This window comes from Candidatus Hydrogenedentota bacterium (assembly GCA_012523015.1).
In the GTDB taxonomy this organism is placed as follows: Bacteria; Hydrogenedentota; Hydrogenedentia; order Hydrogenedentales; family CAITNO01; genus JAAYBJ01.
On the sequence record JAAYJI010000073.1, the window covers coordinates 1 to 14,558 of the forward strand.

Genomic DNA, 14,558 nt, shown 5'->3' on the forward strand with positions numbered 1-14,558 from the left:
GCATATCGGATTGATAGACCCCCATGCCTTAAAAACTCACGCCCGAAGGGCCTAAAAAAGTTGAACGGAGCACAGATTGCTCCCTAAATAGTTACAGGAACTGTCTCAATATCGTTGTCAGACTCCGTTTGCGCTAAGGCTTCCTCTATTTTTTCATAACAAGAGTAGGGCGCCCGGACACGGCCCATAACGGGTCTTTCCTTTTTGATATCCCCATGGCAATCGCTGCCGCCTGTAAGGAGCAGTCCGCGCTCTTCCGCCAGCCCTTTAAGGCGGTGAATCATCGCTGTGGTGTGACTGATATGCCAGACTTCAATACCGTCGAAGGGCAGTCGGAGGAGTACGCCCAAGCGTTTGCGAAGGGTATAGCCCAGACCGGGGTGGGCTACAAAGGCGAGTCCGCCGGCGTCATGGATGACTTGGATAACCTTTTCCGCCGAGGGCAGCGTTTTGGGCACAAAAGCGGCACAGCCTCGGTTTAGATAACGGTCAAAAGCTTCTTGTACCCGACGAACCACACCCAATTCATGAAGTGCCACGGCTACGTGGATGCGACCGGGCTGTGCTAAATCTTCCAGATAAGGTTCCATCTGCGCACGGGATGCTACCTCCGCTTTATCAAGACGTTCCATGATTTGGACAGCACGATGAAGTCGTTCCTTGCTTGCTTCGTCGAGAAAGACGCCCAGTTGCGCGGCATTCGGAGCTATTCCCAAGCCGAGGATATGCATTTCATTGCTTTCGAACGAGGCGCTGATTTCCACGCCATTAAGATAACGCATACCGAGCGCTTCCGCTTTTTGTCGTGCTGCGCCGACGCCTTTGACCGTATCGTGATCGGTCAGTGCGACGGCGGCGGCACCACAATCGAAGGCACGTATCATCACTTGTTCCGGCGTGTCTGCGCCGTCCGAACAATCACTGTGCAGATGTAAATCAATCCAATCGTTCAAAGTTCTCCCTGCTCCGGGGAAGGGGCTGTTATTTCTATAGGCTTTTCGTCTTGTTGGACAATACGATTTAACAGGCCGGTAATAAAGCGCGCAGAATTATCATCACAGAAGAGCGCCGCGAGACGGTTCGCTTCTGAAAAGACAATAGCTTCCGGACAATCTGAACAGCAGCGCAATTCGTAAAGGGCAATCTTCGATATGGTCCATTCCACGCGACCCACTCTTTCCGGCCGCCAATTATCAAGGAGTTCGCCCAGGATTTTTTCCAATTCTTCCTTCGCTTCGCAAATCCCTGTGACACGCTGTTCCACAAACGCACGAACCCGTTGGAAAGCAGGATCTTTATCGTTTGCTTCTGCCAGCTCATGCTGTTCATTCATCCCGAAATAACCACAGCTCAGCGCTACGGGATTCATTTTCCAGAATTCCGGTAAGGCGAACTGCCAATCCAAATCGTTAAATTCCAGACTGTACAGAAATTGTAAAGTCAGTTGACGACCCAGGCGATATTCGTGTATACGTGTCACTAAAATTGTTCCAAAAGATTAATCATTTCGAGGGCGCCCATAGCGGCATCCACACCTTTATTGCCCGCTTTGGTTCCTGCTCGTTCAATGGCTTGTTCAATGCTGTCGGTGGTCAAAATGCCAAAGAGAACCGGAATGCCCGTGTCAAGCATCACATGCCCGACGCCTTTGGCGGATTCAGCTGCAACGTAATCAAAATGGGGGGTAGCGCCACGGATCACACAGCCCAGCGCTAAGATTGCATCGTAATTGCCGGTCTTCGCCATTTGCTTGGCAACGAGCGGAATTTCAAAAGCGCCCGGTGCCCATGCAATGGTGACATCTTCATCCTTGACTTGATGCCGCTGCAAGGCGTCCATGGCACCACTCAACAGTTTGGTGGTAATAAATTCGTTGAAACGGGCTACTACGATCCCAATCTTTTTACCTGCACCTGAAAAATCACCTTGTATTACCGTCGCCATCTAATGGTTCTCCTTGGTTAGGGAAAAGAGGTCTCTTATTCTGACAGAAGATGACCCATCTTTTCGCGTTTCGTTTGTAAATAATGTCGGTTCAGATCACAGGGGGGGATTTCCAAAGGAACCCGCCCGGTGACCGTTAGTCCGTATCCTTCTATACCTGCCCGTTTAACCGGGTTGTTAGTCATTAACCGCATGCCGGTGATGCCCAGATCTTTGAGTATCTGTGCGCCCAGACCATATTCACGAGGATCGGCTTTAAAGCCCAAATGCAGATTCGCCTCGACCGTATCCATGCCCTGTTCTTGAAGTTCATAGGCTTTCAGCTTGTTCATCAAACCGATGCCGCGACCTTCCTGACGGAGGTAAACCAATACGCCGCATTGCTCTTCATCGATCATACGCAAGGCGGTGTGCAGTTGGCTGCCGCAATCACAGCGCAGCGAGCCGAGCACGTCACCGGTAAAACATTCCGAATGCATCCGTACCAATACATTTTCTTTGCCCGCCACGTCGCCGCTAACCAATGCAAGATGCTGGTAGGAATCCACATCATTTTCATAGGCGATAAGCGTAAAGTGACCGTAACGGGTCGGCATCTTAACCGTGGCGACGCGGCGTATCAGTTTTTCATGACGCCGCCGATAACGAATTATATCGGCCGTGGAGCAGATGCGGATGCCGTGTTCAGCGGCAAAGATTTCCAAGTCGGGCATGCGCGCCATGGAACCGTCGTCCTTCATAATTTCGCAAATTACCGATGCCTTGCGCAAGCCCGCCATGCGCATCAGATCAATGGATCCTTCTGTTTGGCCTGCCCGTACCAAAACCCCGCCCGGCCGAGAGCGCAGCGGAAAAACATGACCGGGCCGCACCAAATCATCGGCTGTCGACGCCGGATTTGCCGCTACCAAAATCGAGTGGGCACGGTCGTAAGCGCTGATGCCCGTGGTCACCCCTTCTTTTGCTTCAAAGGTGACGTGAAAGGCGGTGCTGAGTTTTGCGGTATTTTCAGAGACCATGGGCGGCAGCCCAAGCCTTTTAATATCTTCATCTTCCATGGGCATACAAATGAGACCACGCCCGTAGCGCGCCATAAAATTGATAGCTTCCGGAGTTACTTTTTCTGCAGCAATGACGAGATCGCCTTCATTTTCGCGGTCTTCATCATCGACTAAAATGATCATTTTTCCTTGGCGCAAATCTTCAAGTATATCGGAGAGCGGGGTAAGCATAGGATGTCCTTACATATAACCATGACGGGCGAGAAAATCAGACGAAAGACCGTTTCCGCCGTTCATAGTGAGATAATGGCGGACATGTTTACCAAGAATGTCCGCCTCCATATTAACCGGATCGCCCGGACGCCGCGTGCCAAGCGTGGTATTACGCAGCGTGGCCGGGATGATGGCTACACTGAAATTATTTCTTTCCGGCGCGACAAGGGTCAGGCTGATGCCGTCGATGGCAATTGATCCTTTAGGCGCAAGGAAGCGGGATACTTCTTCCGGAGCAGAGAATTGCCAGAGCGAGAAGTCGCCTTGATCCCGAATAGAAACAACACGACCTACACCGTCCACGTGCCCCAGTACAAAATGACCGCCGAAACGATCGTCCATGCGCATGGCTCGTTCCAGATTCACAGCGTGTCCGGCTTGTAAACGGCCCAGAGTTGTTCGCGCATAGCTTTCCGGTGAGACTTGAACCACAAATCCTTTGGGAAAAAAGGCCACTGCCGTCAGGCATACACCATCAACCGCGACGCTGTCGCCTTCTTTCAGGTCGCCCAGCACCTTGTCGGCTAGAATGGCCAACTCAGCGCCGGATCGGCGTGACACAGCGCCCACTTCTTCAACGATGCCGGTAAACATTAGTTACTTTCCATTTCATGAGCAGTTCGTTTCTTTACGAGAGCCTCCATGAGGATATCCTTGCCTACTTGCAAGGAATGCAGATTGTCCAAAAGGATGGCTTCTTCCATTCGCTCACAGCCCACGCCTTCAACAGGGGTGATCGCTTCTCGGCCGCCAATAATTTTTGGCGCACAAAAAAAGCAAACTTTATCTACAATATCACTGGAGAAGGCGGACGCCAAGGTTGCGCCGCCGCCTTCGATCAACACGGATTGGATACCCCGCTCCGCCAGCGCCGCCAGTAAGGCGCGCAGATCAACGCCTCCCGATCCCGGAGGCAATACAATAATTTCATCAGCAAAATCGTACCGGTTACCGGCTGTAGTGGCTATCCAAGTGGGAGATTCGCGATCTTTCGCAAAGACCCTACGATCAGCACTTAAATAGTCGCCGGCATCCAAAATGACTTTGATGGGATGACGGCCTTTACCTTCAGGCAAGCGTGTTGTCAGCCGGGGATTGTCGACCATGATCGTACGGCTGCCCACTAAAATAACATCATGACTGTGCCGTAGGCGATGGGTATATTCTCGCGCCTTTTCACCGGTAATCCATTTCGAATGTCCGGAACGGGTTGCGATTTTACCGTCAAGGGTCATGGCACATTTCGCCGTTACCCAAGGAATCCCGCTTCGTACATGTTTGATATAAATTTCGTTGAGCCGCCGTGCTGCCGTCTCACAAATACCTACATCGGTACGGATGCCGGCGTCACGTAATCGGGCGATACCGATGCCATTCACCCGTGTATTGGGATCTTCCATGGCGATCACAACACGGCCGGGCCGTCGTTCCAAGAGCAGATCAACGCAAGGCGGCGTACGTCCTGTATGAGTACAGGGTTCAAGGGTGACATATACGGTGGCACCCTCTGTATCCGCAACACCGCAGCTGCGGTAGGCGTTGACTTCGGCATGGGCGCCGCCGACTCGTTCATGCAGCCCTTCACCGAGGATGATGTCATCTTTAACAATAACACAACCCACCATGGGGTTGGGGCTGGTTTGGCCTGCTCCTTGTGCCGCGAGCTTTAGGGCGCGGGTCATATAACTGTAATCGGATTGCATAGGATAAGATACCCCGAATTATTTTGAAGCTGTTTCGGGGGGCGAGGAGGCGGGTCGTCAACCGGCGGCTTTTTCTTAAGCCCTTTTCGGCAGTGGAACAGCGCACACCTTCTCTCATCCGGACTCTAACCGTCGGCTCCGGAATTACACCGGTATCAGCGCTAAATAGCGTTCGCGGGCTTTCACCGCCGGTCGGGAATTTCACCCGGCCCCGAAGGCAGGCTTATCTATGGTTTTATTGTAACCTTGAACTTGGTGAAGAATCAAGTACGAAAGGGATTTTTGGCGGATTCAAGGTGGAAATGCAGTTACGACCGAAATTATATTTCGTATATTAAGATCAGATTTCCACTTCGTTCGTTGTCTACGCCAATGGATGCGGGTGTGGATCCGGACCAAGGCGCATTACGGCGTGCCTTGATGACACAAAAGCCTCGGGCGCGAGAAATCTAGCCCTTACACAAGAAAGCTTTGTGCGTTTCTCGTCTATCCTGTCCATCACAGAAGAAGATTCTTCGCGGCACACCGGCGCTGCAGCGGAACGAGGTGTCGGCGAAGATTTATTACAAGCTAGTTAAGAAGCGTTAGCCCCTTTATTAATCGGCGATTTCGGTATTGTCTTCGGGAAAGGGTTTCCGTTTTCTATTCAGATAAACCCATAGGGCCGCCCACGCCAAGGGGAGACAACCGAAGAGGATGAAAATGGAATCAGCCGGCATCCGCATCCACTCAATGGTACGCATGAGGTCTTGCGTCAGAAATAAGGGACTGCGCGCATGCCAATATCCATTTGCGAGCACGTCATATAATTGAAATACACCGCCCGGGAAAAGATTCAGCACGACCATGAGCAGCAAGCCCAGATTTAATCCGAAGAAGGATATCTTAATATACTTTTTCAATGCGTTTCCATTCTTTGTCCGTAGATGCTTCCCGGAAAGCGAAAACCATCAATGCTACTCCGAGCATGCCGAAAACACCCATCATGGCGGCGTGCCCGTGATTTGGTGTTAACAAGGTTCCTACTTCAAAATAACTGACTACAGGCAGGTTAATGAGGAACCCGAAAACGCCGGCGCCCACGAAATTCCAAAAACCTACGGCCATCAGGAAATAGAAGGTCCAGATGTGCGGGATGGGCACTTTCTTTTCACACACAACACAATCCCGTTGCGATAAGGAAATGAAATCCCAGGCGTCCAAGGTGAGCAGCGTCAGGGGAACCACTTCCAATGCGGAAAACACGGCGGAAAAGGACATGGCAATATGGCTTTGTCCTGTCCAATACCAATGATGACCGGTGCCGATAATACCGCCGCTTAAATACAAGATTGCGTCAAGATAGACGACACGAAGGGCTGTCTTTTTGGAGACCATGCCGAGCAAAAAGAACATGAGCGCGACCATGGTCGTGACGAAGAGTTCAAAAAAGCCCTCGACCCAAAGATGGATAATCCAGAAGCGCCACATTTCCACGACGGATAGGTTGGTGCGGCTGCCGAAGAACATGGCGGGCAGATAGAAAATGGGGATGGCAACAGCAGAATAGAGGAAAAGCGACGAAATATGACCTGTTTGCGGATCTTTGCGAATGGGCAGCACGGTACGGGCGACTAAAATCAGCCAGACCACCAGCCCTATGGCAAGCAGTATCTGCCACGCCCTGCCCAGATCCAGGAATTCCCAACCTTGATGACCGAGCCAGAACCAAAAGCGGCCGAGCAGTTGATTGATACCTGCCCATTCCCCTAACAAACTGCCCACGACAAAGATGACCAAAGCGGTGAACAGGAAATGGATGCCAAAGGCTTGACCTTTCGGCTCTTTTTTGTTGACCGCTGAGGCGAGCCACAGACCACCGGCAACGAAACAGGTGGCGATCCAAAAGATAGCTAACTGCAAATGCCAAGTGCGCACGATATTGCTGGGTAAAATCTTGTTGATTGGGATTCCATAGAATCCATCGGGCTCGGCGCGATAGTGGGCCACAGCGCCGCCGATGACGGTCTGTGCGAGGAAGAGCAAGGCGGCAATGGTGAAGTACTTTAAGATTGCCAACTGTCCCGGGCTCAGTCGCTTGGTAAGGAGCTGCGGATGGTGGTGGCGGTCGTGTTTCCATCCTAGGAAATCGAAGCGGCCAAAACCAAATAACGCCAATCCTGTACCGCCCAATAAGGCGACAAGACTGAGTGCGCTCCACAAAATGGCGCCGTGGGTCAGTTCATTATTCACTTCAGGGTAATAGGGGAAATTGTTGTGTAGGAGAAGTCTTTTCCCGGTCTATTGGTGGAGGATGCCCATGAGGTCCAAAAAAAGAAAGCGACGAGTTGGCGCAATTCAGTTTCATCGTTTATATAGGTATCCGGCAATCCAAAATTATGGGCAGGCTCAGAAAAAAAGTGGCGCCATTCTTCTTGTTGACGTTCAAAGCTGAAGGTCTGCATATCGTTGAGGGTCAGCGTATTGGCAACAGGATCATAGGTGTTGATACGTGTCTCTCGTGCCACTTCCGCCAGGATAATATCTTTTTGTTCCGTCGTTACTGCGGCCCAATCGGTGCCGTATTTCTGTTGTGCCAAAAAATCGTAACTGTCTAAGGTTTGCTGATGGAGGTAGCGGGCGGAATAATCGGGGCCGAGATAGGCGCCATGTCCCCAGACCGTTCCGTTTTGCATCAATCCATATTTGAGGAAGACTTCTTGTCCCGATCGGATATCGTCGCCCGTGAAAATGGTGTTGCCCGACGTATCCACGATGGCATCAGCGATGGGGGGCGCATCCTTGTAGGATCGTACTGCCAACCAGACCAATATGGAGAATCCAAAAATTAACACTAAAATAACTGCATTTTTCCACCAAGGCGAAAATTTTTCTTCGTGACCGGGATTATTCTCCATACAGCATTCCTTCTTTAAGTCTTCCCAAAAAACGAAACAAAAAACACACGCCATGCAGCCGTTAACAGACAGACCCCTTCCGTTGCGTGAGTCTGTTCAATCCGAGCATAGGCGTCACCAGTATAATGCCTATGGAGCGCACTTCATAAGAAGCACGCGCCAAGGCATCATTCTGAGTATATCATTATTTTTAGTGTTTCTCTATATTACGCGATATATTCAGGAGCATCAGCTATAAGCGTTTTGTCACACGACAAGGTGAGCGTACGATTTTCCCAATCATAGTCTTGTATATGATCGATCGGGAATGCGGCCACTTTGCCCCCTAAAGCCGGGGCGCGACGAACCAAAAAATGGGGCAAGATCCACTGATCCGTATCAACGAGGAAATCTTCTACTTCACCGACGGTTTCTCCGTGCGCCTTCAGGGTATAGCCGAGAAGATGGCGAACACTGCGCAAATGGGAATCACCGGTAAAGACGAATTCCCATTTAGGGATGGGCGCCCCACTGAAAGGTGTCCAGTGGGCGACCCATTGATAGTATTCTTTTGCCTGATCTTGAAACTGTTGGTGCACGGGTTTGTCTGCGTCTGAGGAGGGGTCATGACCCAACTCCTCTCCGCTTTGATGGATAAACAGCATATGGGTTACGGGATCAACCATGCCGAGCAGATTGCCGGCGATTAATACTTTCCGCTTACGAAAGATATTTCCAAGCTCCGCCACCACATGGCGCACATTTCGGCGTTTATCGTCGAAGTAGAGGTCATAGACCGTTCCGAGCAAGGAATCAGATTCATGCAGATTGTACCCAAACAACGATTTTGCACTTCTTAACATAAGGTGTCCTCCTTAATAAGTTGTTTCGTTGTATTACAGAAAAAGGCTTTAGCCTTTCATTAAATCATGGGCAAACTGATGGAATTCTTCATGAACGCCTTCGCCGATTTCTTCGGATTCCACAGCGACAAAGGCTTTATAAAGTTCTTCTTGGTCTGCCGGACTGAGCAGTCTATCTGCCATCACGAACAGGATGTTGTTTTCTTTTTCGATATGATCGCGGAGAATTGCGGAAAACTGGAGGAGACCGTTCGCAAGTTGTGCGGCAGCGTCGGTTTCACCCGCTTCATATCGTTGCAAGGCGTCGGCAATCACTTTCACTTCATTTCTGCCTAAATCGTGTTCATGGAGCATCACGGAGATGGGGCCGCCTTCGCGGGGCAATCCCCGTTCATGCAAGCGTGGAAAGAGAAAACGCTCTTCTTTGGAATGATGGCATTTGTCTAGAAATGTCCGGAAAAAGTCGAGCATCTTATGCACTTTTTTGGTGTCCACGGCAGTGCCGCCTTTTATTTGTTTTGCTTCTTGTTCTGCGCCGCCAAGGACTGCCAAGACAATTTCGTGTTCATGTTTCAGGATGTCGGTGGGTTTCATGTTGTTTCTCCTTTTGCTTGTGTACGCTGAAAGTTCAAGTCATTGTAAATCGAAAGGTTTTCTTCTTTCCGCACGACTATGACTAGAAAGTAGTCTCTAATCACGGTCGGTCATCGTTATTTTCCTATCTCATTTCTATAAAAAACGCTTTAATTGAAAGTGACCCTAATTGGCTATAAAGGAATAGAGCGTATTTTTAACATCATTAACTATACTCATAACCTAACACCATGTTTTTCGGTTTTAATCCGCAATAGGGTAGTTTCATGGAGATGGCCCGACAAGATAATGGAGCTGTGCAGCAATGGGCTTAAAAGGAAATTGACAAAGCGACACGTCAATACGCATCATAGAGTCTATAGCGATTATTTCTTGTGTTGTTTAACATTAAAAAGCGATGAGATTGAAGGCCGTCGTCATCGGTCTTGTCAAAGGAAAACATGAGCATGAGAGTTTTTATGTCCTCTTTGTTAGTCTTTTTAAGTTGTTCTTTTGTTGTCCTATCAGCACAGCCTATTGCTGTTGAGAATGCTTCTTTTGAGCTGGGAGCGGAAAAACCTGAGGCATGGCATTTGTCCGGCGGCGAAGGCGGTTTTCTTGAGGAAGGAAGCGAAGGAGGGCGCTCCATTTATGTTAAATCTATACCCGATTCCTCACCCGGCACGGCATGGTATTCCAAAGCCTTGGCTCTCGAAAACGATAGCATATACCAGCTTTCCTTTGACATAAAGCGTGCGGAAGGAGGATCCGGCTCTGCTGTTTCGGGGCCGACCTTTTGTAATCGCGACTTAAACGCTATGGGGACTGAATGGAAAGAGGAACGTTCTTATTTCATGACCCCTTCAATTCCCTTAGATAATCGGCTGCGTTTGGGACAATGGGAATCGGAGGGAATGATCGCCTTTGACAATGTCAAAGTCTTTCCTGTTATGCCTGTCTATCGCATGTTTGATTCCATTCGCCTGGGCGACGGCGAAAAAATAGAAGGTAATCATTATCATTTCACCGCTCCTTTAAGCAGTGATCGGGCTAATTTCTCACGGCCTTTAGTCGGTCACTATTGCGGTTTCAACCAGCCTCGTTGGGTCTTCGCACCCGGAAGTTGGGTTCATTATGTCCATCGCGTGGGGAATATGAATCAGCTATCGGGAGCCTTGGAAATAACCATTGGCTACTACCGAGAGGGAAGCTTAGCCGTTGAGGTTTTTTCTGAAGACGAGCAACGCTGGATTTCGGTGGGAACCTTAGATAAGGAAGGTTCTGAGAAGCTTGCGTTGCCGGAAAGCTTGTTCCCAACGCAAGAAGTGTCGGTGCGCTTGAAGGGCGTTCCCCGAGAAGATAACAAGATCGTGAATTTACAAGTCTATGGATATGCCTATCATGCAGAATTGGATCAATCCCCGGGGAGCCTAGTCGGCGAGACCCATTGCATGGCGATTACGGAAAACGATGCGAAAGTTCGCGTAAACATCCATGGTCTTGAAGAGGGGTCACAAGGGCAGCAATACCTACGCTTAAGCGTCAGTAATTTGACTGCATCGCCTGTAACCTTAGCGCCGCAGCTGCGGCGTGCAAGTGCGCAGGATGATGCGATGGAGACGGAGCCCATTTTATTGCCGCCCGCGGAGGGTGACGAGGCCCCCCCGGAAGTGCTTATCAGAACGGAGTTTCCCGCACTTCCCTCCAAGAAACAGGTGCTGTCTTTCTCTTTAGGTGACGAAGTCCGCTACCTTGCAGAGATGGAAGTAAATGTCTCCGTCCTGCATGATGCCGGTTATGGCTATGTTTTGCCTGATAGTTCTGACTCTCTGGGGTTGTGGTGGGCAGGTTCCGGATGGAAAGTCAGCCGCACACGAGCAGTGCCCAAAGAAAAGAGCGCCGCCATGCGTATTCAACTGGCACGCAATGAAAGTGAGTCTGCGCAATTTGTTTTGACCCCCCAACAGGATATTGCTTCGCTCCGTATTGTGACAGAAGACCTTGTAGGAAAGAATGGAAAGCGTATACCTGCGGAAGCGGTGGAAGTGCTGTGCGTTGCCTATGTACCGGTGACTCAGCCTACCGATGCTGTCGGCGTGATTGGTGATTGGCCTGATCCCTTACCGCCGATGAAGATCGCGCTGCCGCTCAAAGCCCATGAAAATCAGCCTTTCTGGATAACGATCCATGCCGATAAAAACTTTGCCGCCGACACCTATGTCGGAACTATTCTCGTTCATGCAGATGGAAAGGAGCTGCGCGTTCCCTTGGAAGTTGAAGTTTTTGATTTCACACTTCCTGATACGAGCAGCTGTGTTTCAGCTTTTGGATTTAGCCCGCAATTGGCGTTTCAATATCACAATGTAGAAAGTGACGGAGATAAACGTCAGGTCTATGAAGATTACCTGCGCCTTCTGAGTGAATACCGTATTTCAATCTATAACCCTGCCGCTTTGGATCCAATCCAGTATAGTTGGCCCTACACGCCGCTGTGGCAAGGCGGCTTGATTGTGCCTTCTCCGGATGCGCCCGATACGAACAGCATGTATCTACGGGATGATTCAGAGACCGCGAATGTTTCCACAACCTATACGACCCATTTTAAGGTTCCTGAAACTCGGATGCAGCTATCTTTTGTGTATAAAACAGAAGCGCCGGAACATGCCTTTTTGCTCACGGTGCTTCATTATGACGAGGCGGGCTGGATGTCGGGCCGCAACAAAGATATTGTCGTTGTTGGAGACGGCAGCCGGCAACGCTTGGAAACGATCCTTGACGATTTTCCGCAAGGAGCGCAAACTTATACGCTGCGTCTGTCAGCAACTCGTTACACGGAAGAGGGTCGCCATACAGGAGCCGTCTATATTGAGGAACTTCTGATGACGGATTTAGCATCGGGGGAAACCTTGCTGTCTGAAAACTTCTCCATTGGGGATGAAGAAAAGTTGGAGCAACTTTTTACCCCTGCTTTTGATTGGAGCGCTTGGGATGTTGCCATGACACACGCCTTTGATGATCTTGGCTTTACCAGTTTTTCTTTACCGGTTCCCGGCATGGGCGGCGGCACTTTTCACGCCCGCTATGAACCGGAATTACTGGGATATCATGAAGGCACAAGAGAATATCAAATTGCTTTCAACGGGTGGTGCCGCGAAGCGGAAAGTCATTTGCGTGAAAAAGGCTGGCTCGACAAAGCCTATGTGTATTGGTTTGATGAACCTGATCCCGATGATTACGCCTTTGTCATGAATGGATTTAAAAAATTAAAAGACGCGGCGCCGGATATCAATCGCATGCTGACGGAAGAAATCAATCCGGAACTTATCGGCGGTCCCAACATTTGGTGTCCTGTCACGTACAACTATGTGGAAGCTGACGCACGGCTTCGACAAATAGAAGGAGATACGATTTGGTGGTATATTTGCACGGGCCCCAAAGCGCCTTATGCCACCTTATTCATTGATCATCCAGGCACGGCACTGCGTACATGGCTGTGGCAGACTTGGGAGCGAGATGTTGAAGGCATCCTTATTTGGCAGAGTAATTATTGGACGAGTACCGCTGCCTACCCCGACACGCCGCAAAATCCTTATGAAGATCCGATGGGCTGGGTTACCGGCTACAGTACGCCTGCGGGTACTCGGCGCGCTTGGGGCAATGGTGACGGCCGTTTCTTGTATCCTCCGGAAAGTGCTGCCGACGGCAGACCGTCTGCACCTGTCTTGGAGCCGCCTGTCAGTTCCATTCGCCTTGCCATGCTCCGAGACGGTATCGAAGATTACGAATACTTGGTACTATTACGCGGCTTGATTGAGGAATACGAAAAGAACCATTCCGCTGCGGAAGCGGCAGCATATCGCGAATTACTGCAAGTACCGAAAAGTATTTCAGCGTCGCTCACAGACTTTACTTGGGATCCTGCGCCTATTGAGGTGCGTCGCGAAGCGGTGGCACGTGCCATTGAAAGCTTGACGACGCAATGAGCGTTACCTTGAATTTTGCATTAGAAAAAAAACGCAGAAGGAGTCACTTACTCCCAAAGTGCTTTGTGCTGCGGGTATCCGCGATTTTCCTTAATGGTCCAGACCGAACGGAAATCCCAGCCGGCAGCCAGGTAATCTGTCGCACGCTGCATGAAGTCTGTGGTCAACCCGCTGCCGCCGTCTGATACAGGCAATAAGGAGAGGGTTGTATCCCAAAAACAAGCCAGCGCTTGCGCATCGACCGATTGACCGACGAGACCGCCGGCCCAACGGCTTCCGGAAACAGAAGCGGCGGCATAGCTCTCTTGGATGAGACCCTCGTAATTGCGTCCTACAAGACCGCCTACAAATTCGATTCCGTTGACGGCGCCCAAGGCGTAACAGGCGGTCAGACTTCCACGGTTAATGCCGGCGAGTCCGCCTACGCGCGAAATACCGGAGACCGTTGTATCGGAAAAACACCCTGCCACAGCGGCAGACCAATTTTCGCCGACTAAGCTGCCTGTGTAATGACTTCCAGTAATCGAGCCGCCTACGAGTCCCAAATTGATCACTTTGCCGGAAGCAGCAATAGAGCCGAAGAGGCCGACGCCTTGTTCATCCGGTCTGTTAATGAAAAGATTGTGAATAGCGTATCCTTGTCCATCAAAGACGCCGGAGAAACCGACACTGTCATCATCTTCGAGGCGTGGGCCAATGGGTTGGAAGCCGGCGCCGCCATTGAGGATATAGCTGTTGGAAGCGTCAATGTCTTGGGTTAATGTATAGCGGCCATAGAGGGGATAGTCGGGATCGGCGCCGATGCGTAAGAGATCCTCAAAGGAATCAATCGCAATTTGGGCGGTGGCGAGAGGGATCACGCCGCAGAAAAGGAAAAGGATAAGGGCAGCAAATCGAAAAGAAGTAAGTTTCATAAGAATCTCTTTCACGTTCAAAAAGTTTTCCAGCCTGAGGCCGCGTACATCGTTTAGTATAACGTCCTCAGGTTATGAAGAGATAACAGCTTCTATTTTACGAAATCACGCGGCTTGATGCCTCTTTTTGTAGAGATGTCCCAGGTAGACAAGGATACTAAAGCCGCCGAAAATGACGATTGTCCATGTCTGACCCAATTTCCCGTAAATGCCCCAGATACTGCCGAAGAAGGCACAGAAAAGAGATACCAACATGAGGCTGTTCCACAATATGCGTTTTCCGCCTCGGGGGAGATCGTCTTTCAATACTTTTTTCTGGTTCATCAACAAGAAGAACGAGAGGTAGGCAAGAGGCAGCAAGGTCATGCAAAATACGGAGGTAGGCGTGGCGGCAGCCATCAGAGCGCCGTCCCAGGCAAGCATAACAA

11 protein-coding genes, 1 pseudogene and 1 riboswitch are annotated in these 14,558 nt (G+C 50.3%); of the genes and pseudogenes, 1 reads left to right on the forward strand and 11 read right to left on the reverse strand.

What is annotated here, in order from left to right; all coding sequences use genetic code 11:
• Positions 1-83 precede the first annotated feature (83 nt).
• The 9 genes and pseudogenes from GX117_02995 to GX117_03035 all read right to left on the reverse strand — a co-directional run bounded on the left by GX117_02995 (position 84) and on the right by GX117_03035 (position 9,254).
• Positions 84-953 carry a PHP domain-containing protein gene (locus tag GX117_02995; protein ID NLO32312.1) on the reverse strand — a complete coding sequence of 290 codons (870 nt, stop codon included), beginning with the start codon at positions 951-953 and terminating at the stop codon, positions 84-86.
• Positions 950-1,480 (reverse strand): transcription antitermination protein NusB, encoded by a 531-nt coding sequence (locus GX117_03000; protein NLO32313.1) that lies wholly within the window; start codon positions 1,478-1,480, stop codon positions 950-952. The genes GX117_02995 and GX117_03000 overlap by 4 nt, the downstream gene beginning before the upstream one ends.
• Positions 1,480-1,944, reverse strand: coding sequence for a 6,7-dimethyl-8-ribityllumazine synthase (locus GX117_03005; protein NLO32314.1), 465 nt, complete (start codon positions 1,942-1,944; stop codon positions 1,480-1,482). Before GX117_03005 ends, GX117_03000 begins: the two co-directional genes overlap by 1 nt.
• A gap of 35 nt (positions 1,945-1,979) precedes the next feature.
• Positions 1,980-3,176 (reverse strand): bifunctional 3,4-dihydroxy-2-butanone-4-phosphate synthase/GTP cyclohydrolase II, encoded by a 1,197-nt coding sequence (locus tag GX117_03010; GenBank protein NLO32315.1) that lies wholly within the window; start codon positions 3,174-3,176, stop codon positions 1,980-1,982.
• Between the two features lie 9 nt (positions 3,177-3,185).
• Positions 3,186-3,812: a riboflavin synthase gene (locus GX117_03015; GenBank protein NLO32316.1), complete on the reverse strand. Its 627-nt coding sequence runs from the start codon at positions 3,810-3,812 to the stop codon at positions 3,186-3,188.
• Positions 3,812-4,921, reverse strand: coding sequence for a bifunctional diaminohydroxyphosphoribosylaminopyrimidine deaminase/5-amino-6-(5-phosphoribosylamino)uracil reductase RibD (gene ribD, locus GX117_03020; GenBank protein ID NLO32317.1), 1,110 nt, complete (start codon positions 4,919-4,921; stop codon positions 3,812-3,814). The genes GX117_03015 and ribD overlap by 1 nt, the downstream gene beginning before the upstream one ends.
• A 102-nt stretch (positions 4,922-5,023) precedes the next feature.
• Positions 5,024-5,144, reverse strand: a riboswitch (FMN riboswitch).
• A 373-nt stretch (positions 5,145-5,517) separates the two neighbouring features.
• Positions 5,518-7,818: pseudogene (locus GX117_03025) on the reverse strand (nitric-oxide reductase large subunit).
• A 206-nt stretch (positions 7,819-8,024) separates the two neighbouring features.
• Entirely contained in the window at positions 8,025-8,660 is a 636-nt protein-coding gene (locus GX117_03030; GenBank protein NLO32318.1) for a hypothetical protein, read from the reverse strand.
• A gap of 48 nt (positions 8,661-8,708) precedes the next feature.
• Entirely contained in the window at positions 8,709-9,254 is a 546-nt protein-coding gene (locus GX117_03035; GenBank protein NLO32319.1) for a hemerythrin, read from the reverse strand.
• Positions 9,255-9,700: 446 nt separating this feature from the next.
• On the opposite strand from GX117_03035, the gene GX117_03040 reads away from it, so the two are divergent.
• A complete protein-coding gene (locus tag GX117_03040) occupies positions 9,701-13,216 on the forward strand; it encodes a DUF4091 domain-containing protein (protein NLO32320.1) in 3,516 nt (1,171 codons plus the stop codon).
• Between the two features lie 47 nt (positions 13,217-13,263).
• Here GX117_03040 and GX117_03045 read toward each other — a convergent pair whose 3' ends face one another.
• Both GX117_03045 and GX117_03050 read right to left on the reverse strand, forming a co-directional pair.
• Positions 13,264-14,130 carry a hypothetical protein gene (locus GX117_03045; protein NLO32321.1) on the reverse strand — a complete coding sequence of 289 codons (867 nt, stop codon included), beginning with the start codon at positions 14,128-14,130 and terminating at the stop codon, positions 13,264-13,266.
• A 105-nt stretch (positions 14,131-14,235) separates the two neighbouring features.
• A partial coding sequence (locus GX117_03050; protein NLO32322.1) for a hypothetical protein occupies positions 14,236-14,558 on the reverse strand: 323 nt, incomplete at its 5' end.